Origin of the sequence: Actinopolymorpha alba DSM 45243, from assembly GCF_000373925.1 — a bacterium.
GTDB classification, from domain to species: Bacteria; Actinomycetota; Actinomycetes; order Propionibacteriales; family Actinopolymorphaceae; genus Actinopolymorpha; species Actinopolymorpha alba.
The window spans coordinates 1-18,743 of sequence record NZ_KB892787.1 but is presented as its reverse complement, the minus strand read 5'-3'; the positions used below and the strand labels follow the sequence as shown (position 1 = coordinate 18,743).

Here is an 18,743-nt window from a genome sequence, read left to right as displayed (position 1 = left end):
GACCAAGTGCCTCACCCAGCCAGAAGCTCGGCTATCTGCTCGTGCCCCCGGATGATCCAGGCTGGCTTGCCGGCCTCCCGGCTGTGATGGGCACCCATCGCCGCCTGAGCCTGTGCCCAACGGATGGCCCGTTCGCGATCGATCTCGGTGGCGTCGGCGAAGATGGCCAACCGGCCCCGCAGCTCCACCTCCAGGTCGTCGGCTTGGAGCAGGCTGGCGGCACCGCGTTTGAGCACCTGGAGTGCGTCGGAGGCGAAATCTCCGGCCAGTCCCGATGGGTCGATCACCAGCCACAGCTCGCGTTGGGCGCGTACGACATTTCCGAAGTGCAGATCACCGTGGACCATGGTGTCGGGTTGCTTGCGGGCGAGGTCCTGGATGGTGGCGAGCGCCGCGCCCAGCGCATGCTGTGACAGGGGATGGCCCAGCTTCTCGGCATTCTCGCGGAGCGACTGCTCCCAACCCTCGGCCAGATCGGCCAGCCTGGGAATGCCGGGCGGGGCAGGGACGGCCAGTCGTCGGGCGAGCTGTCCCGTCACGGCGGTTGCCTGGTCGACGTCGCCGAGGTCCTCCAGCGTCTGCCATTCGCCCTGCTCCAGCAGCATGGCGAAGTTGGCGTCGTCCCGTTCGTAGAGCAGCACGGCGCCACGCCCACCCCAGACGGCATAGGCGTGAGGTTCGTACATATTGGCTGGATGGGTGAAGGAGACCTTCAGGACAGCAGGTGAGCCGTCGCGACGCTGAGTAGGCACGATGATCCCGAGATGGCCGCGAGTGATCGGGGCCGTTGGGGTGCAGCCCCACCGCACTAGCAACTCATCTACCAAGCCAGGTAGCGACGCCAACCAGGCTCGGCCGAGGTCGCCCTCACGATCGACAAGTTGCCCCGCGAAATCCTCAGGGATCGCGATCATCGCGGCAGGATAGTCGCATCGGCCGTTGCGTCGGTGAGTCGGGCGGTGAGGTCTCGGATGTGTGCGATCAGTTCGGGTGGTCCGTGGATCTGGAAGCGGAAGCCGAACAATGCGACGTAGATGGCGAGTTCGTCGAGGGAGTTGGATCCGGTATGGAGTAGGCAGGTGTGCGGGTCGACGGCTTCGATGACACCGACGGTGGGTGGGATCCGTTCGGCGGCGGTCTCGGCTGGCGCGTGCAGGGTGATCCGGGCCTGGTAGCGGTACGGCGCGGTGGACACGCCGCGGGTGAGGTAATCGGCGAGGTTGACGTCGGGCGCTTGTCGGGGTGTGAATCGCGGGCCGGCCGGGATGCGCGGACGGATCCGGTCGACGCGGTACGTACGCCAGTCGCTCCGGTCGGTGTCCCAGCCGATCAGGTACCAGCGCCGGCCGGTGTGCACCAGTCGGTGTGGCTCGGTGTCGCGTACCGAACTGGCGCCGTCGTGGCTCTGGTAGTCGAAGCGGAGCCGCTGGTGCTCGCGGCAGGCGGCGGCGACGATGGTCAGCACGTCCGGGTCCACGGTGGGGCCGGCGGCGGCGACCGTGACGGTGACCGAGTGCAGCAGGTTGACACGGTGCCGCACACGCGACGGTAGTACCTGTTCGAGCTTGGCCAGTGCGCGTAGCGAGGTTTCCTCGATGCCGGTGACCGTGCCGCTGGCGGCGGTGCGCAGCCCGATGGCAACGGCGACGGCCTCCTCGTCGTCCAGCAGCAGCGGCGGGAGTTTCGTTCCGGCGCCGAGCCGGTAGCCGGCCGCGCCAGGGGTGGCGTGCACCGGATAGCCGAGGTCGCGCAGTTTCTGGATGTCGCGGCGCACGGTCCGCACGTCGACCTCAAGGCGTTGCGCCAGGTCGGCGCCGGTCCAGTCGCGCGGGGTCTGCAGCAGCGAGAGCAGGCGAAGCAGCCGGCCGGAGGTCTCCAACATGCCCTCAAGTTTGCCATCCACCTAGGGCCGAAGCTGTCCTAGCAGGCCCCTAGCGTGGTTGTCATGAGCGAAGAGATCACCCCCTTTCAGATCGAGATCCCGCAGGATCGCCTTGACGACCTGCGCCAGCGGCTCGCCCAGACTCGCTGGCCAGACGAGCTGCCCGGCGTTGCCTGGGAGGCCGGGGTGCCGCTGGGATACCTGAAAGAGTTGGCCGACTACTGGCGTACCGGTTACGACTGGCGCGCCCACGAGGCGCGGCTGAATGAGTTTCCCCAGTTCACCACCGCCATCGACGGACAGACCGTGCACTTCCTGCACGTCCGTTCGCCCGAGCCGGGAGCGCTGCCGCTCATCATCACCCACGGCTGGCCCGGCTCGGTCGTGGAGTTCATGAAGATCATCGGCCCGCTGACCGATCCCGCTCGGTACGGCGGCGACCCCGCCGACGCCTTCCACGTGGTAGCCCCGTCGCTGCCCGGCTTTGGCTTTTCCAGCCCGCTCGCCGCCCCGGGCTGGGACACGGGCCGGGTAGCCCGCGCCTGGGCCGAACTGATGGAACGCCTCGGCTACCGCCGCTACGGCGCGCAGGGTGGGGACACCGGAGCGATCGTCTCCCCCGAGCTCGGCCGCATCGACCCCGATCATGTGGTCGGCGTGCACGTCAACAACCTGGGCACCTTCCCCTCCGGCGACCCGGCCGAGCTGGCCGGCCTCACCGAGGCTGACCAGGCCCGCCTCGAGCTCATGACGACCTGGGGCCGGGACATGAGTGGGTACGCGATCGTGCAGTCGACCCGGCCACAGACGATCTCCTACGCCCTCACCGACTCACCGGTCGGCCAGCTCGCCTGGATCGTCGAGAAGTTCAAGGAATGGACCGACCCGGCCGCCGAGCTGCCCGAAGACGCCATCGACCGTGACCAGATTCTCACCGACGTTTCGGTGTACTGGCTGACCGGCACAGCCGGGTCCGCGGCCCGCATCTACTACGAGGGGGCCCGCAGCTGGGGCCAGGCCCAGAGTCGGTCGCCGGTGCCTACCGGGGTGGCGGTGTTCCCCAACGACATCACCATCCGACCCCTCGCCGAACGCGACCACAACGTGGTGCACTGGGCCGAGTTCAGCAGCGGCGGGCACTTCGCCGCCATGGAAGCACCCGACCTCCTGGTCAATGACGTGCGGGAGTTCTTCCGCCAGCTCCGCTGACGACAACCAGTTAGGGCAAGACGACGTGCTCAACAGGCATCCGATGCCTTGACAAGGTTGGGATAAGACGATCGGCTGTCGGCGGACACCCATGGCGGGGGAGGTCCACTCGGTTGACGGAGGTGGTGGTGATGGCCGCCGATGCGCGGAAGCCGTTTCGGTTCACCACGAAGGAATTGTCGAGGCGTACGTTCGTGGACTTCGAGCGGTTCTTCTCTCAGGTGCACGGTTGCATGTGCGTGCTCTATAGCCTCGGTGGGCACATACCGAAACCAGGACGCACGGCCAAGGAGATCGCCGAGCAGCTCGGCGATCCCGATCGATCCAAGAAGCGCTTCCCGCTCCAGGAATGGAGGCGGCAGCAAGAGTCCAGGGCGATGAAGGAGCTGGTCTGGAAGGGCCAGGCGCACGGCATCTTGGTGTACGCGGACGGCGAACCTGTCGGGTGGTGTCAGTACGGTCGAACGAGTGAGCTGCCGGTGGTCGGTCCGAAGAAGGCGCCGGAGCGGTTGTTCGCCAAGGATCCCACGTCGGAATGGCGGATCACCTGCTTCACCACGCGGATGGACCACCGACGGCGAGGTGTGGCGACCATCGCGCTGGAGGCCGCCGTGGAGGCGATCCGCAAACGTGGCGGCGGCTGGATCGAGGCGCTGCCGATCGTGTTCGGCCACTACGATCCAGAGCTCCGCGAGCTGAGAAGGACGTATGGGTGGCGATCGGAGGAGGTCAAGGAGTACCTGAAGTCGTGGCCGGTGAAAGACGTGCCAGGCATTGGGCCGGTCCAGGCCGCCGAACTCACGCCGAGAACCGCGCCGCACTTCGGGGTGATGTCGATGTTCGAACGCCTCGGCTTCGTGCCAACGCAGCGCAACGGTCAAGCCGGCGTTGTCATGCGCCTCAAGGTCTGAATTCCTGCGCCTACGATTGCTCACGCTGAAGTCACACGGCGGCGTGACGCTAGAGCGCCTGGGGTGCCAGCGGCGGTTCGAGGACCAGTCCGATGTTCTTCGGGCCACGGAACGCCAGGTGCGCTCTCTCGACCACACCCCCGATTGCCTCCTGGTGGCCACTGATCGACGCAAGCAGGTCCTTCTGACCCAGCCGCTCCGAGTGGGACCAGAAGTTGCAGCATGGCACCACAAGGACCGGACGAACGGCACCCGACTCGACGACCGGCCTGAGAGCTTCGTCCGGGTGAAGACCAATGATCAGGTCGTAGTAGTCAGCCATGTCCGCGTGGTACTCCGCTTGCCGTGCCGAGACCCCGCGAAGCGACCAACCCCGTGGGTCCACGACTTCGCAGGCCACGTTGTACCGCTTGCTCAGCACTCGCGCGAGCATGCCCTGACCACCGGCCACGTCCGCCACAAAGCGAGCCGATGGGAACCGGTCCGCAACGAACGCGGCCACAACCTCGAATCGAGCCGGATCGCCGTGGTAGCGGTGGCGAGTCACAACCTCCACCTTCTCACCGGGCCGTACTCCTCGCTCGCCACCGCTGGTTTACAAACAGAACGGGTGGCCGGCGGGATCGGCGTAGGTGTTCCCATCGACCGGCATGCGGATAGCCCCGAGTCGTTCGATGCGTTCTATCTGGTCCTGGGCGCCGTCGGGGAACCGGTAGTCGACGTGCAGCTGCGCCGGATAGGCAGGGTCAGGCCAGCGAGCGGCTCGGAACTGTGCGTTCTGGAAGGCGAGATTCGGTAGACCATCGTCGTCGTCCAGGTCGATCACAACCCATTCGGGCGTGTCTTCGAGTCGGTCCCGCACGCCGAGGAAGCCTTGGTAGAAGGTCGCCAACGAGCGAGGGCTGAAGCAGTCGAAGACCAGCCGCCCCACCACCGGCCCCTCTGTAGCGGTGGACGGGTCCGGGTAGAGGCAGAATGGGTGGCCAGCGGGATCGGCGTAGGTCCGGAAGTGGTCCTGATCCTTCAGCAGCGTCGCACCCATGCCCGTCACGAGATTGTCGGCAACCTCGGCGTCCGGCACAAAGATGTCCAGGTGCAGCTGCTGCGGATACTCCGGATCGGGCCATCGAGGCGGTCGCTGATCAGACCAGCCATCGCCGTCCAGCGCGAGCTGGAACCTGCTGAGCGGCGGGGGNTTGGCGAGCTTCAGCCAACCGTACGGCTCGAACGCCTGCATGCCGAGCAGTTCGCCGTAGAAATCGGCGAGCACGTGACGTCCCTCCTTGCCGTTGAGCACCTCCGGAGCACCAATCGTGATCGTCATCGCGTCGGTGTCTCGAAGAAGATGTGCCATCTCCGCCTCCAGATGGGGTCCCATCCCCGATGCGTCCCACTCAAAAGCAGCCCGATGCGTCGATCAACCCCAGGGTCCGGCTGCCGCGCGGCCCTATCTTCCACCTCGAGCTTCACAGCGGTCTAGGGCGTGTCCTGTAGATCAGGTTTTCCGGTGGAGGACAGCCCTCTGAATGATCACGTTTACGTGGTCATTAGGGGCTTCACATGGCATGGACGCCATGCAAGGCAGGTGCTAGCCATGTGAAGTACCCGCCAGGTGTACACAATGTGAGACAACCCCCTGGATTGACCAGAAGGTGAGACAAAAGCTCGAGCAGGTTCCACCCACCCCACCGACCAGCCACCTCACACAAGATGCGTGCCGCTCGCTGACCGAGCCTGATCTACAGGACACGCCCTAGTCCACCGAGCCAGTCTCCGTACCCTCAGCCACGCTGAGGGTGAGCGCACATCTGCCGAGTACGGAAGATGGAGGTGCGACCGCGATGGGAGTGGCTCGCGGCACGAAGTGCAGAATCGTCGGAACGAAGTGGGGCGGCTCATTCCACGTCGCGATGTCCGCGTTGTTCCTGTTCCAGGACGACAGCGGATCCTGGCTCGGTATGCCCACGGGATGGTCCATAGAGCGTGCGACGAGGACCCTGCACATCCCGTACAGCCGTGTCTTCCATGTACCGAAGGGCCGGGTGTCAACGACCGGTGAAGTTTGACCCCTGGCGTCGGTTGAATGTTGACCCCTTTTCCTGCTCGGACCGCCCGGGACCGGCAAAAGCCACCTTGCGGTCGGCCTGGCGATCAGGGCCCGCCAAGCCGGTCACCGCGTCGCGTTCGCCACCGCCGCCCAATGGGTCACCACACTCGCCGACGCACACACCGCCGGCCGGCTCCAGATCGAACTGACCCGGCTCGGCCGCTACCCGCTACTCGTCATCGACGAAGTCGGCTACATCCCGTTCGAACCCGAAGCGGCGAACCTCTTCTTCCAACTCGTCTCCGCCAGCTACGAACGCGCATCCTTGATCCCCATCACCCGCGCGATCGCCTTGATCGGCATCTTCTCCGCCCGAGACAACCAACGGATCTCAGCCCAATCCTCCACTGACAACACCTACTTCCTCCCCCAGCTCGACTTGAGCCAGGGTCTCGAGAAAGGGGTCAGCTTTCGCCCGACGCCAGGATGTGGGCGCTGCCCTGTACGTGGACATCACGACTCGACCAGCATGGGGCGCGCTGGCATGATCACGGCATGGCCGACAAGAAGACGGAACCCTGGCTGGCCACCGAGCCGCGCCTGGTGGAGGTTCTCGAAGAACTACGGCAGCGCGAACCAATCTTCCATCGGCCAGAGCTGGGCACCACCCGCCCTGACTTCGAAGCTCAGACTGCGACTGACTTCTGGGAAGTCGGCGCCTCCGGACGGCGCTACAGCCGCGAGATCGTCCTGGCCACGTTAGAGGAGCGCTACGCCAACCCCGCCGGCGATGACCAGTGGCAGACCAGCGACTTCCGCTGTCGGGAGGTCGGCCCCGACACGTACCTACTCACCTACACCCTGCTGCAAGATCAGGACCGGCTGACGCGCAGGTCAACCATCTGGCAGAGGACGCACAACGGCTGGCAGATCCTGTATCACCAAGGGACGATCGTCCAGTAGCCAGGGACCGATCGACGACCGTCGGAGCGTGGAGGAGCAGCTCGTGATCAAGGTGCGTGCTTTGCCGGATGGGAGGCTGCTCAGTCGCGGTCTTGCCAGGTGCACAGGCAGACCTTGTTGCCGTCGGGATCGGACAGTACCCAGAACGATGGCGCATGCTGATCGCTGACCAGTGTTCCGCCGGCCGCTAGGGCCGCGTCGATTCGAGGCCGCACCTGTGCCGGGTTGACCCAGATGTCGGGATGCCAGCGCTGCCGGGGCTCCTCGCTGCCGGAGCGTTGGAACCAGATCAGTGGCAGTGCCTGGTTTGGGTCGCCCACGTCGGCCCATCCGTCGCCGCTGACGTGGCGCCCGTCCAGCACGGCCGCCCAGAACGGCGCGATCTTCTCGTGCTCTGGGGTGTCCAGGCCCAGCTCGATGTTGGAGATGCTTCGGCATTCGGCCTCGGCGCCGGCGGCTGCGGCGATGTCGGAGATTCTGCGGGCGAGCCTGAGGTCGTGCTCGGTCACGCCGCCGGCGTCGTGGCTGGTCAGTCGGACGTCAACCCGCGAAAAGCGCAGGTCGAGGTCGGGATGGTGGTTCATCTGCTCAGCGGCCTGGCCGATCGCGTTGACGACCTGGAGGCCGGTCGTGAAGTTCTTGGTGTGGATCCGGGTCTGGAGCGCGCCGCTGCCGTAGTGGACAAGGTAGGCCCAGCCGTCGAGGCCGGCGTCGGCGATCTGTTGCCGGGTCAGCGTCTCGGTGTTCATCGCTCCACTTTCGCGCAGGATCGCGAATCGAGTAAATGGCTCCGAAATCTGCCGGGCAGGAGTGGCTGTCGACGTGCCGGAGGACGGACGACGGGCGGCCAGCAGGCCGGCCACCGCGGGCGCGGCGAGGATTGCGCCAAGTCCAATACCTCCAATGCCGATGAACTGAGGTGTGGGCAGTCCCCCCGAGATGAGCACGCCGTAGAGCCCAACGACAGCCCCGGCGAGCAGTTGATAGACGAAGCCCGTTGGTCGGTACCGGTGCAGCGCAACCGCACCGAACGCCAGCAGGCTGAGCGGAACGAGCAAGAATATGCCGATAATCACGTTGATTATCAAGGCCAAGCCGTGAATGTCGCGGTCGGGGTAGATCAGTGTCAAGACGTATTGCGCGATAAGAAGCACAAGCAGCAGGACCGCGGCCATCAGCGCCAGAGCGTTGATTAGTTGATTGATCAGCCACACCGTCATTGCCGGTCTCCAGTTCGGCGCGTCGGGGTAGTCAGACGGAGCGCCGTCACTCTCGCCCATCCCGTCCTCCGTTGCCGAGCCTGACGCGCCAGGCCGCGGCGAAGGCCGCGACCGAACTGGTGTCGGAGAGCCCTCCCGACCTGGGTAGGCGCGAGCCATCCCCCCGCCACGCCCAGCGGCCACGGCGACGGTGCCGACGAGGACGACGAGGACGACGAGAACAACCCACAACCAAAGCACGAAGCAAGCGTGCCGCGACTGGCCATCTGAGTCCACACTGAACCACCCGGGCTGTTCAGACCTTCTGGTGGCTGAGGAAGGTGCCGCTTCCCGACCGTCCCGCCAGGTGTCATCATCAGCGCGTGAACCCAACTCGACAGGCACCACCGTGGGCCCTAGCTGGTGTTGCCGCCGCCGCTATCGCCGGCACTTTCGCCGTCGGCAGCGTCATCTGGAACATCGCAGATCAGCCGGACCTGCCCGACATGAGCGATCGTGAAGTTGTCCGGGGAGAACTGAGCCGGGTCGGTGGAATGAGACCAGTTCTTCCGGTAAGACTTCCCGCCGGGTACGACATCGCCCGCGACTACAACGCCAACACCTTTGACGACGACCCCGACCCGATGGCGCTCGACGAGACCACCACCAAGCGGGCCTCATCCTGGAGCGTCTACTTCTTCCCCAAGGAAGACGTACCAGAGCACGAACTCCCTGTCATCGTGTTCTGCGTGCAGGACCCCAGTAGCAGGGATGAGATTTGCCCAGAGAAGAGTGACGCGAGCACCCTGCAGAGGCAGTTTGGGAAAAACCACCTCGCCATCTATCGAGTAAGCGAGGGCAGCCGCGACATGACGGCATGGAGCACCCTTGAACTCACCACCGACCTCGACAAGGTGACCTGGCTGCACTAACCCGTCGGACGACCCAGACCATCAGCCGACCCCGTGACCCCTCCGCGCATGACCGCTCTGCTCATGACGGTAGCTTGCAGGTCATGACGAGTAGAGGCATTCCTCGGACGACGGGACGCGTCATTGTTGTCGATGAAAACGAGCAGGTCCTTCTTTTCGGCATGCGAGACCCGGAGAAGGTCGGATTCCAGCGGCAGTGGATCACACCGGGTGGTCGCACCAATGGGGAAGAGACGACGCGTGATGCTGCGGCGCGCGAGCTTGCAGAGGAGACAGGGCTGGTGGTCTCGCCAAACCAACTCGGGTCTCCGGTTGCATACTTCGAGACGTTGTGGGACGCGCCCGACGGGGTGGTCTATCACGTTCATGACGACTACTGGATGCTACGCACAGCCTCCTTCTCGCCCGATAATTCCGGACTGGAACCTGACGAGAGGGCGGGACTGAGCGTGCACCGCTGGTGGCCACTGGCCGATCTCAGGGGCCTTCCGCCGGCAGAGGTCTTTTTGCCCATCGGCCTTGGTGACCTCACGTCGTACCTTCTCGCGAATGGCCACCCTAAGGAGCCGGTACGCCTTCCGGGCTCGAACTGAACAAACAGGTGCGATGCTCGGCAACTGCCGGTCAGCAGGTCGCGGGCGGGACGCTCTGTTCGTACTGGAAGATGTTGTTGGGATCGTACTTCGCCTTGATCTTGCGCAGCCGGCCGAAGTTGGGTCCCCAGTAGGCGGTTTCCCAGTCCTGCATTCCGATGTTCGGCACGTTGACGTAGGCGCCGTCCACGTAGGGCCGCAGCGCCTGGCTGAACTCGGCGATCCAGGCCTGCGCCTTCGGGGTGAGCGCCTCTCCGCTGTCCTCGACTCCACGAGTTCCCCAGCCGGCGCCGGGCTCGGAGTAGAAAAGCGCGTCGCGATGCGGGAACGCCGTGCCACCGATGGGCTCGCTCGTTTGTACCGCCCCGCCGAAGGCTTGGGTGAAGAAGTTGCTGTCATCCGTGGGGGCGTCATTCATGAATGCGCCGATCAGGCTGATCGCCTTCTCCGGGAACGGCTCTCTGGTGAACTGCGAGAAGAACTTCCAGTTCGCGGGTTCGGCCTGGGTCGGAATCTGGAATCCCGCATAGATGTCAGCCCAGCCCCCGGTCTGCACCGAGACAGTGGGCTGGCCAACCGACAGGATCGGGGCCAGCAACTCCCTCGCCTCTGCCTCCGCACCGTCCGCGAGAACCGCGAACAGCAGGATCTGGGGTTTGTGGATTTCGAGCTGGGTCCCGAGGCGGTTGTCGGCGAACGGTGCTGTGCACTGCCATGCGTCGAAGACCCCCTGCAGGTCCTTCAGGCCCTCCCAGGTCACTTGCACATAGACGACCTTCTTCAGCGGAGTCACCTTGTAGGTGAGTGAGGTGACGATCCCGAAGTTGCCGTTACCTGCCCCGCGGAGTGCCCAGAGCAGATCGGAGTTCTCCTTCTCGTCTACCTTGATCGCCTTGGCTCCGTCGGCATCCGACGCGACGACAATTTCAGCCCCGATCAGGTTGTCGCAGGCCATGCCGAGGTAGCGGGTGAGGAAGCCGAATCCGCCGCCGAGTGTCGCACCGGACAGGCCTACGCTGCCTTCCGTTCCGGTCGTCGCCGCAAAGTCTTTCGCGCCGAGTGCGGTCACGGCCTCCAACTGGTTGAGCCCAGCGCCCACTGTCGCGATGCGAGAGACAGTGTCGATTTGGGCCGACTTCAGCTCGCTGACGTCGATCACGATGCCGTTGTCCACGTTCGACCAGCCCTCGAGGCTGTGGCCGCCGCTCCGCACTCGTAGCGCGACGTCATTCTGCCGGGCCCAGGTGAGGGCGTTGACTACGTCCTGAGTTTCCTGGGCGTAAACGATGACCAGCGGATAGTGAACGAAGAGCTCGTCCCAGCCGAGGCTCGCTTCCGCATACCCGGGGTCGTTGGGACGGACGATGCGGCCGGTCAGCTTCGCCGGCGGGCAGTTCGCGGATCCGGACCGATTGCTCGGGGCGGTGCCATTGGTCGGGGTGGTGCCCGGCTTGCTCGGGGTGCCGGTCGTGGAGGACGGGTCCGAGCCGTCGGCGCCCGCAGTGCCCGGGAGGACGACGGCGCCGGCGCCAGCGACCGCCGTCACCTTGAGCAGGTTGCGACGAGAAAGGGCGCTCATGCCTGTCTCCTCTCGATCGGGTTACGCCAATATTCGACTAATAGAATTCTTGCCCTCCTGCTGGCGAAGCAATCCCTTGTGGACGATTTCCTGGGCATGTAATGGGAAGGGTCGTGCATCCCCAGGAAAGACAAATTTAGAGATGTAACTAAAGTTAATCGGCTGCACTTCCTTTACGCCGGGAAAAGGGGACCAGGATGCCGCCCACTATTTGACGCTTCAGGCATCAGTCGAACCCGCGGCTCGCTGCCACCGGAGTAGTCGGTCTCGTGACCGGCCACCTGGTGATCGGCGGAGTTCTCCTAGCCATCGCGGGTCTGATGCTGGCGGCGGGACTGTTCGTCGCTCTCGACCAGCAGCCGGCGTTAGGGTCGGTCAGGTCATTTCAGGTTGTGGTCTCCCCAGAGGTGTTGCACCCCTGACCCCTTCACTATCCGTTGGCGGCGGAGAACGTGCCGTCGCTAGCGGACAGGTAAACCACGCCATTGTGGGCCGCCAAGGGTGTACCTGGTGGCGGGCTCGGATCGGACCAGCGGGTTCGGCCGGTGTCTGCGTCGAGGGCGTGCAGGGCGCTGCCGCGCCTGACATAAACGGTGGCCCCGTCCGAGACCGGGAAAAGGTCACCCGGATTGGCGGGGTCTGTGTCCCGCAAGTCACGGGTCCAACGCACTCGACCTGTCTGGTCATTCAATCCGTGTACCCTGCCGTCCCGCCTGACGATCACGATGGTCTTCGCGGCGACCACTGGCACCGTGGAAATAAGGTCACGGGCCGGGTACAACCAGCGCCGCCGGCCAGTCTGCCCGTCAAAAGAGTGCACGGCAGATTCGCCATATCCCCGCGTTCGGGTGACGTGGACGAGGCCATTAGCCGCCACGGGCCCGGATAGGTTTCCTCCCTCAAGGTTCACCTGCCAACGGACCTTGCCTGAGGCGGTATTGAGTGCGACAAGCTCGGCCCGGCTGGTACTGACAAAGACGGTGCGATCCTCGACCACGGGCTCCAACAGCTGTGCGGCGGTATCGAATCGATGACTCCAGCGAGGACGGCCTGTCCTAGCGTCCAGCGCGACTATGCGGGAGGGATCTTGGTCCCGTGTATCTCCTGTGCCATCGTCGACGCCGTCCACCGTTAGGTAGACGGCGCCGTCAGCCATAGTTCCACGCACGGCCGGACAGCGGGCGGAGGACCACGACCACAGGGAAGCTCCGTTGGCAGTGTCGAAAGTGCGCAGCTGACACTCAGGGGCGTTGGCGGCCTTGCTGAGGACGTACAAACGTGCGTCTGCTACGGCCAATGCGGAGCTGAGATCGCGAAGATCGTGTCGCCAGCGTGCAGCCCCGGACCGCGCATCCAAGGCGGCCAGCTTGCCGTGATGCGTAACAACGAAGACGTCACCGCCCGCAAACACAGGTGCGATCTCGACCGAGTCCCCCTCAAGATTGATACTCCAGTCGGCTCGATCGACCGGCACTGGCGACAAGGAGCGCGATGGCGTCGGAACTGGAGTGGTAGGCCCAGGCGGCGCCAAACCCCGCCGATCATCGGGCTTGCAACCGGCTAGCCCCGCAGCCACCACCAACATGACCAAGACCGCGCGAGCTGCTCGCTTGGCATTCACCGGCACGCGGACGATCGTAGCGGGCTACGCACCGAGGGGCGGCTTCACACACAGGTCATCGGGCCGATGGCGGCGATTCCGGCGGGGTCGTGATACCCGGGCCGTAGCTGTACTTCACTGCACTTCGCCCATGCCGACCGGGCAGGCCATGCCCTGTTCACTCTCGGAGTGGAAGGGCTCGACGATATCTTGGCTCGCCTCGCTGCCCACGGCGTCGGTCACGAGCCGGTGGAGACCTATGACAACGGAGTCAGGGACAGATTCTGGAGAATCGCTACGTGTTCGACTTCGGCATATCCGGTTATCAACCTCGGTGGCTGATCGGCCTGCCCAGCATCAGTGCCGAGCACGGCCGCCGGCTCCGCTCTCTTGTCGGGCGTCGACTGACGCAGACGTGGCTTGTCTGGGATCTCAACGACGATGAGTGGTTCGTCGACTGTCCGGCTCTCCTCGACTTCGACGGAGAGCGGGTGGAGATCAACCACAATAAGTTCGACGAGGTGTCTATCACCTGGAACTCGGCTGACCCCAGGCAACCAGTGACATGGCCCAGCTTCGACGACTACCACCCGCGCCTGGCCTGGCGCAACGACACCCCGCCGGAGCTGGTCGCGTTGCAGGGGCAGAGACTCCGAGCTATCGAGTTTCTCGAGTGACCACTCAGTTCCGACCGGTACCCCACTTAATACGTTCACTGGACGCGGTCGGGTGTGTCACGATCCAGCGCGTGACCATTGACGTGACGCGCCGGGTCCAGTCTTTGTATGTACCGGTCAGCGACGGCGTTCGGCTCGCGGTCGACGTCTGGCTGCCGGTCGAGCAGACCGCCGCTGGCGGCAGGGTCAGTACGATCGTCAAGTCGACCCGCTACCACCGTGCCCAAGCGCCGTCGGGACCCGAGCTGGAGGCGGACTCCAACGTCGCCGCCGGTGACCTGTGGAATGCCGCCGGCTTCGCGCTGGTCCTGGTCGATGCCCGTGGCACCGGAGCGTCGTTCGGCACGCGGACGGGTGAGCTTGGCGAGCGCGAGATCGCCGACTACGACGAGGTCATCACCTGGGTAGCCGCGCAGCCTTGGTCTGATGGGCGGGTGGGCGCGTACGGAGTGTCGTACGAGGGCCAGGCGGCCGAGCTCGTCGCCCGGCTCCGCAATCCTCACCTGTTCGCCGTTGCCGCGTTGTTCAGTCCCTTCGACCCGTACCGGCAGCTCTTCTATCCAGGCGGGTGCGCGACCGCGGATCGGTTCGCTCGGTGGATGTGCGAAAGCCAGCTCAAGGACCGCGTTGATGGGGCGCTGGAGCGGCTCGCGGCGGTTACCGGCCTGCCGGTGGAGGAGATCCCGCTTCCCGCTCCGGTCAAGCCGGTGGACGGGCCGAACGGCCCCGCCCTTCTTGAGCAGGCGATCAGGGAGCACCAGGCCAACGTCGATGTCCGAGAGCTGATGGGTCGCCTGCCTTTCCGCGACGACCGCGCGGACGCCCTCGACTGGGAGGCGACCGCGCCGGCTTCCGCGCGGGAGGCTATCGAGTCTGCGGGCGTCCCCATGCTGGTCCGCGCCGGCTGGCTCGACGGGGCGTTCGCGGCGGGAACGCTCGCGCGGTTCGCGACCCTCTCCAACTACCAGGAGGTCGAGATCGGACCCTGGGGCCACGGCGGAGACACCCTGGCGGACACGGTGTGCCCGGACGGCACCCTGGAGAGCGGCGACCTCAGCCCCGAGGAGCAGGACCGGCGGCTGGTGGAGTTCTTCACGAGGTACGTCCAGCGAAACGAGCAGCCCGACGGACACGGCACCTTGCGCTTCGGCACTCTCGGCACCGACGAGTGGCAGACGGTCAGCTCGTGGCCGCCCGACGGTCTCGAGGTGCGGCGACGTTACCTGGACCCGGCGGGTGGGTTGACAGAGGAGGCGGGCTCGGCAAAGACCATGCGCCACGCAGTCGACCCCACCGCGTCGTCGGGACGTACCAACAGGTGGCTTGCCATCGACCTCGGCCAGGGCGCCAGCTATCCCGACCGGAGGGCCGCCGACGACGCCCTCCTGACCTTCACCGGTACGCCGTCCCTTGCTGACGTTCACATCCTCGGTTTCCCGGTCGTGGCGCTTCGGTTGGCCACCTCAGGGTCTGACGGTGCGATCTACGTCTATCTCGAGGACGTCGGCCCCGGCGGCGAGGTGACGTACCTGACCGAAGGTTGCTTGCGGTTCATCCACCGCCAGACGGCCGGCCCCGCCGAACCAACCCGCCTTGGCGTACCACGAAGCTTCGCCCAGGCCGACTGCCTACCCGTCGTGCCCGGCCAGTACCTCGATCTTGTTGTCGAGCTGTTGCCCGTGTCTGCCATCCTCCGGGCCGGCCACCGAGTCCGGGTGGCGATCGCCGGCCACGACGCCGCGTGTTTCGCGAGGTACGGGCCGGCGGGGGAAACCTTCACCCTTGAACTGGGGCAGGACTTACCTCGATCTCCCCGTACTGAACGCGCCCTCCCCGAACCTCAAGCACGGTGGGTGATCCAGCGGATCGGGTCGCCGCCGTCGAGGTCGGTGAACCCCGCATCGTGTAGGGCACCGGCCACCAGGGTGCGGCGGTGCGCCGCGAACGTGAGGACATGCGCGATGACAGCGCCGAAGGTGTAGACCTCCACCTGATCACCCGGGCAGACGATCGCCTCGTCAAGGCGACCTTGCTCGCAGACGTCACGGACCTGGGTAAGGAAGGTTGGCCCCACCTCGGCCAACCGTGCCCGCAGGTGAGCGATGTCCTCGGGGTGCTCCACCGCGAAGTCGTACTCCCGTCCCTGGATCGCGGCGCTCCACATCTCCAGTTGGCCGACCAGCCGCGACAGCAGCGACCGCATCGTGGGCTCGTCGTCGACGCCTTCGACCGAGAGCTCGATCGGTGCGTCCACCTGGTCTGCGCGAAGCGTCTCCGCCCGCGCCAGCATCTCCCCGACCAGCCACACGTGATGCTCGACCATCGTGACCAGCATGTTCATCGCGCTCACCTTCGTCTGGGCCGGCAGCCGCAAGCTGTCCGGCGGATGGAAATGGACACCACTCGGCGCCTCGATCGGAATCCGGGTCGGGCGTTCGCGCCACTGGACGGGCGACGAGCCGTACGCCTTCGTGAAGGCACGCGTGAACGACTCATGCGTGGAGTACCCCGCCTCCACCGCGACCTCCAGCACGGACCGTTCCGTGGTCACCAGCCGGTACGCGGCGCGCTCCAACAGCACCCGCCGGCGCAACCGCGTCGGCGGCTCCCCGGCCGTCGCGGCAATCACCCGATCGAAGTGGAAGCGCGACAGGTGCACCCGCTCCGCCAGGTCAGCCCCCGTCGCATCATGGTCGTCCAGCGCCTTCGTCAATACCTCGACGAACGTGGCGAATACGTCCGGCCGTGAACCCATGACCACATAGTGCGTCCTGGACCAGGCCGACCGCTTGACCTGATTTGCTGCTCTCACGGGACGTACGCGAGGCTCGGATTCGGTACCGGTGAGCACCCGGGCGATCTTGATGGCGAAGGCGAGTCCGGCGCGGTCCGCGGTATTGCACCCTGGTGTGGTGGGCGACGTGGCAGAACTGTTGGACCGGATCTGGCGGATGGACGCGGCCGGCATGCTCGGCGCGCTCAGCCGGCGGCTCGGCGACTTCGACCGGGCCGAAGAGGCGTTGTCGGACGCGGTGGCCGAAGCGCTCAAACGCTGGCCCGACGAGGGTGTGCCGGAGAGCCCCACCGGTTGGCTGGTCACCACGGGCTGGCGCAAGGCGCTGGACCGGCTACGCCGCGACGCCGTCGGCCGCGAGAAGGTGGCACAGGTGGCCGCGGTAGCGCCGCCGGAACCGGGCGTGGACGATCGGCTGGCCATGGTTTTCGGGTGCTGCCATCCAGACCTCGCCGAGCCGGCCCGGGTCGCGCTGACGCTGTACGCCGCCAGCGGCCTGAGCACGGCCGAGATCGCCGCCGCGTTCCTGGTGCCGCTGCCGACGATGGCGCAGCGGCTTTCCCGGGCCAAACGCCAACTGCGGGAGCGCGGCATCCGGTTCGAGGTGCCACAGCCACATGAGTACGTCGACCGGCTACCGGCCGTGCTCGCGGTGATCTACCTAGTTTTCAACGAGGGATACCTGTCCAGTGGCCGGTCCGCCCAGCGGCGCGAGCTGGCCCGCGAGGGGGTCGAGCTGGCGTGCCAACTCGCCGAGCTGCTGCCCCGTGAGCCGGAGGCCGCCGGCCTGGCAGCGTTGCTGGAGCTGCACCACGCCCGCGCCGACGCGCGGTTCGACTCGTGGGGCCGCATCGTGCTGCTCGACCAGCAGGACCGGCGGTTGTGGGACAAAGCGGCGATCGAACGGGCGGCGCTGCGGCTGCGGGCGGCGGTGCGCCAGGGCCGGCCCGGGCCGTACCAACTGCAGGCCGGCATCGCCGCGCTACACGCCCTGGCCGCTTCGTACGAGGCCACCAACTGGGCCGACGTGCGGGCGCTGTACGACCGGCTGTCCGCGTTGGACCCGTCGCCGGTAGTGCTGCTGAGCCGGGCAGTGGCCACGCGGTTCGCGGTGGGCCCGGCCCCGGCCCTGGATGAGGTCGACGCTCTCGGGGACCGGCTTGCCGGTTACCACCTGTGGCACGCCGCCCGGGCCGACCTGCTGGCCACGCTCGACCGTCCGGCCGAGGCGCTGACGGCGGCGGAGCGGGCACTGGAGCTGGCGACGAACCCGGCCGAACGGGAGCTGATGTCGCGTCGGGTGGGTGAGCTGAGGCGCCGGCTGTGAGACCGGCGCCCAGCGTCGCCGCTATTCGCGGCTCATCACCGGACGGACCTCCAGTGCGCTCATCCCGGCGGCGAGTGGCCAGGTGGCCGCGATCCGCCCGGCCTCGTCAATGTCGTCGCACTCCAGCATGATGACCGCGCCGATGACCTCCTTGAGTTCCAGGTACGGCCCGTCGGTGATCACCGGCTGGCCGTTCGCGCCGGCGCGCACCGTCCTTGCTGTGTCCCGGGGCTGCAACTCGGCGCCGCCGTCGGCGATCTTGCCGGTCGGCTGCCACCGCTCGTACCACTCGTAGACCTGCTTCATTACGTCCTGCTCGTCGGCCGGGGACAGCGCGGTCCACTCGCGGTCGTCGCCGAAGATCAGCATCGCGTACTTCATCGTTGCTCCTCGTGGTTGGAAGGGGCTGCGTCGTCCGTGTAACGAACGGCCGGCACCGGTCCTCGACAGGTTCCGCCGAATTTCTTGCCGAAGTTCCGGCGGCCAACGGCGGCGCTCATCAGCCCGCCGTCAAGAACCACATCGCCACCGTCCAGCGCACGCTGGGCGTGCGTAACCGCGTGGGCGTAGCCGCTGGACGTGGGACAACGACTAGCTTCGCGAAAAGCAGATAGCGCCCCTGACCACTACTAAGGAGTGGCGTCGACCACCCCTGTCGAGGGGAGTCGTTCTCGCGAGATGTGATCGAGAATCATTGACTTCTCCACAGGAAACCGACCCGGTCAAGTCAGCGATATATCCCAGGTTGACTTGGGTTCGAACAATGCGGAGGTCGTATGAGATCGGCATTCAGATGGCTCGCCGTATTTGCGGCGTTTTCGTTCGCTCTCTTGGTTAACGCAGGCTTTGCCTCCAGCGGGCCGACGAGCGTCACCTCAACCTCGGATCCCGTTGGATCTGTTGTCGCGGAGCCTGATCCGAACCCAACCGATCCTGCGCCGCCGCAGCCTCCGCAGGACCAACCACAGGATCAGCCGCAGCCGCAGGACCAGCCGCAGCAGGACCAGCCACAGGACCAGCCGCAGCAGGA

The 18,743-nt window shown here is 66.0% G+C and carries 17 protein-coding genes and 2 pseudogenes; 10 read left to right on the top strand and 9 right to left on the bottom strand.

All coding sequences use genetic code 11. The annotated features are described in order from the left end of the window. Positions 1-11 precede the first annotated feature (11 nt). Both B141_RS0129330 and B141_RS0129325 read right to left on the bottom strand, forming a co-directional pair. Positions 12-914, bottom strand: a complete 903-nt coding sequence (locus B141_RS0129330; protein ID WP_026257667.1) for an aminoglycoside phosphotransferase family protein — start codon at positions 912-914, stop codon at positions 12-14. Then, positions 911-1,882, bottom strand: a complete 972-nt coding sequence (locus B141_RS0129325; protein WP_020578762.1) for a helix-turn-helix transcriptional regulator — start codon at positions 1,880-1,882, stop codon at positions 911-913. The genes B141_RS0129330 and B141_RS0129325 overlap by 4 nt, the downstream gene beginning before the upstream one ends. Positions 1,883-1,945: 63 nt before the next feature. Between B141_RS0129325 and B141_RS0129320 the strand changes: the two genes are divergently transcribed. Both B141_RS0129320 and B141_RS46320 read left to right on the top strand, forming a co-directional pair. Continuing rightward, positions 1,946-3,091: an epoxide hydrolase family protein gene (locus B141_RS0129320; protein ID WP_020578761.1), complete on the top strand. Its 1,146-nt coding sequence runs from the start codon at positions 1,946-1,948 to the stop codon at positions 3,089-3,091. 131 nt (positions 3,092-3,222) lie between these two features. Beyond that, positions 3,223-4,002 (top strand): GNAT family N-acetyltransferase, encoded by a 780-nt coding sequence (locus B141_RS46320; RefSeq protein WP_020578760.1) that lies wholly within the window; start codon positions 3,223-3,225, stop codon positions 4,000-4,002. 49 nt (positions 4,003-4,051) lie between these two features. On the opposite strand, the gene B141_RS0129310 is transcribed toward B141_RS46320, so the two are convergent. Beyond that, entirely contained in the window at positions 4,052-4,549 is a 498-nt protein-coding gene (locus B141_RS0129310; protein ID WP_020578759.1) for a class I SAM-dependent methyltransferase, read from the bottom strand. Between the two features lie 48 nt (positions 4,550-4,597). After that, complete coding sequence (locus B141_RS43435; RefSeq protein ID WP_474775232.1) at positions 4,598-5,326, bottom strand: VOC family protein; 729 nt, start codon at positions 5,324-5,326, stop codon at positions 4,598-4,600. Between the two features lie 775 nt (positions 5,327-6,101). On the opposite strand from B141_RS43435, the pseudogene B141_RS52600 reads away from it, so the two are divergent. Further along, positions 6,102-6,362 (top strand): annotated as a pseudogene (locus tag B141_RS52600) (ATP-binding protein); the annotation flags it as partial. Between the two features lie 242 nt (positions 6,363-6,604). Continuing rightward, the gene (locus B141_RS0129290) at positions 6,605-7,012 is read left to right on the top strand and encodes a nuclear transport factor 2 family protein (protein WP_020578755.1); all 408 of its coding nucleotides are present in this window, start codon (positions 6,605-6,607) and stop codon (positions 7,010-7,012) included. Positions 7,013-7,092: 80 nt separating this feature from the next. Here B141_RS0129290 and B141_RS50925 read toward each other — a convergent pair whose 3' ends face one another. After that, complete coding sequence (locus B141_RS50925; RefSeq protein WP_020578754.1) at positions 7,093-8,292, bottom strand: 4a-hydroxytetrahydrobiopterin dehydratase; 1,200 nt, start codon at positions 8,290-8,292, stop codon at positions 7,093-7,095. Positions 8,293-8,594: 302 nt separating this feature from the next. On the opposite strand from B141_RS50925, the gene B141_RS0129280 reads away from it, so the two are divergent. After that, complete coding sequence (locus tag B141_RS0129280) at positions 8,595-9,143, top strand: hypothetical protein (protein ID WP_237742843.1); 549 nt, start codon at positions 8,595-8,597, stop codon at positions 9,141-9,143. An 83-nt stretch (positions 9,144-9,226) separates the two neighbouring features. Then, positions 9,227-9,736, top strand: coding sequence for an NUDIX hydrolase (locus tag B141_RS0129275; protein ID WP_040422674.1), 510 nt, complete (start codon positions 9,227-9,229; stop codon positions 9,734-9,736). A gap of 31 nt (positions 9,737-9,767) precedes the next feature. Here B141_RS0129275 and B141_RS0129270 read toward each other — a convergent pair whose 3' ends face one another. Further along, positions 9,768-11,315, bottom strand: a complete 1,548-nt coding sequence (locus tag B141_RS0129270; protein ID WP_020578751.1) for an FAD-binding oxidoreductase — start codon at positions 11,313-11,315, stop codon at positions 9,768-9,770. Between the two features lie 269 nt (positions 11,316-11,584). Here B141_RS0129270 and B141_RS49820 point away from each other — a divergent pair, with 269 nt between their 5' ends. Further along, complete coding sequence (locus B141_RS49820) at positions 11,585-11,737, top strand: hypothetical protein (protein ID WP_020578750.1); 153 nt, start codon at positions 11,585-11,587, stop codon at positions 11,735-11,737. An 8-nt stretch (positions 11,738-11,745) separates the two neighbouring features. Here B141_RS49820 and B141_RS53005 read toward each other — a convergent pair whose 3' ends face one another. Continuing rightward, complete coding sequence (locus tag B141_RS53005; protein WP_084678600.1) at positions 11,746-12,900, bottom strand: outer membrane protein assembly factor BamB family protein; 1,155 nt, start codon at positions 12,898-12,900, stop codon at positions 11,746-11,748. Between the two features lie 314 nt (positions 12,901-13,214). Here B141_RS53005 and B141_RS50425 point away from each other — a divergent pair, with 314 nt between their 5' ends. Then, a complete protein-coding gene (locus B141_RS50425; protein ID WP_020578747.1) occupies positions 13,215-13,592 on the top strand; it encodes a hypothetical protein in 378 nt (125 codons plus the stop codon). Continuing rightward, positions 13,481-15,376 (top strand): annotated as a pseudogene (locus B141_RS51805) (CocE/NonD family hydrolase); the annotation flags it as partial. The gene B141_RS50425 and the pseudogene B141_RS51805, both read left to right, overlap by 112 nt. 56 nt (positions 15,377-15,432) lie before the next feature. On the opposite strand, the gene B141_RS48005 reads toward B141_RS51805, so the two are convergent. Beyond that, the gene (locus B141_RS48005; protein WP_084678598.1) at positions 15,433-16,347 is read right to left on the bottom strand and encodes a helix-turn-helix domain-containing protein; all 915 of its coding nucleotides are present in this window, start codon (positions 16,345-16,347) and stop codon (positions 15,433-15,435) included. A 166-nt stretch (positions 16,348-16,513) separates the two neighbouring features. On the opposite strand from B141_RS48005, the gene B141_RS0129240 reads away from it, so the two are divergent. Next, a complete protein-coding gene (locus B141_RS0129240; protein ID WP_237742842.1) occupies positions 16,514-17,713 on the top strand; it encodes an RNA polymerase sigma factor in 1,200 nt (399 codons plus the stop codon). Positions 17,714-17,734: 21 nt separating this feature from the next. Here the strand turns inward: B141_RS0129240 and B141_RS0129235 are convergent, their stop codons facing one another. Beyond that, positions 17,735-18,094, bottom strand: coding sequence for a YciI family protein (locus tag B141_RS0129235; RefSeq protein ID WP_020578743.1), 360 nt, complete (start codon positions 18,092-18,094; stop codon positions 17,735-17,737). Between the last annotated feature and the right edge of the window lie 649 nt (positions 18,095-18,743).

Bases quoted from the DNA above. Each gene is read 5' to 3' on its own strand.
- B141_RS0129325 (WP_020578762.1), bottom strand. From the start codon at position 1,882: ATGTTGGAGACCTCCGGCCGGCTGCTTCGCCTGCTCTCGCTGCTGCAG.
- B141_RS0129270 (WP_020578751.1), bottom strand. From the start codon at position 11,315: ATGAGCGCCCTTTCTCGTCGCAACCTGCTCAAGGTGACGGCGGTCGCT.
- B141_RS46320 (WP_020578760.1), top strand. From the start codon at position 3,223: ATGGCCGCCGATGCGCGGAAGCCGTTTCGGTTCACCACGAAGGAATTG.
- B141_RS0129320 (WP_020578761.1), top strand. From the start codon at position 1,946: ATGAGCGAAGAGATCACCCCCTTTCAGATCGAGATCCCGCAGGATCGC.
- B141_RS48005 (WP_084678598.1), bottom strand. From the start codon at position 16,347: ATGGGTTCACGGCCGGACGTATTCGCCACGTTCGTCGAGGTATTGACG.
- B141_RS0129330 (WP_026257667.1), bottom strand. From the start codon at position 914: ATGATCGCGATCCCTGAGGATTTCGCGGGGCAACTTGTCGATCGTGAG.
- B141_RS50925 (WP_020578754.1), bottom strand. From the start codon at position 8,292: ATGGGCGAGAGTGACGGCGCTCCGTCTGACTACCCCGACGCGCCGAAC.
- B141_RS53005 (WP_084678600.1), bottom strand. From the start codon at position 12,900: ATGTTGGTGGTGGCTGCGGGGCTAGCCGGTTGCAAGCCCGATGATCGG.
- B141_RS0129275 (WP_040422674.1), top strand. From the start codon at position 9,227: ATGACGAGTAGAGGCATTCCTCGGACGACGGGACGCGTCATTGTTGTC.
- B141_RS0129235 (WP_020578743.1), bottom strand. From the start codon at position 18,094: ATGAAGTACGCGATGCTGATCTTCGGCGACGACCGCGAGTGGACCGCG.
- B141_RS0129290 (WP_020578755.1), top strand. From the start codon at position 6,605: ATGGCCGACAAGAAGACGGAACCCTGGCTGGCCACCGAGCCGCGCCTG.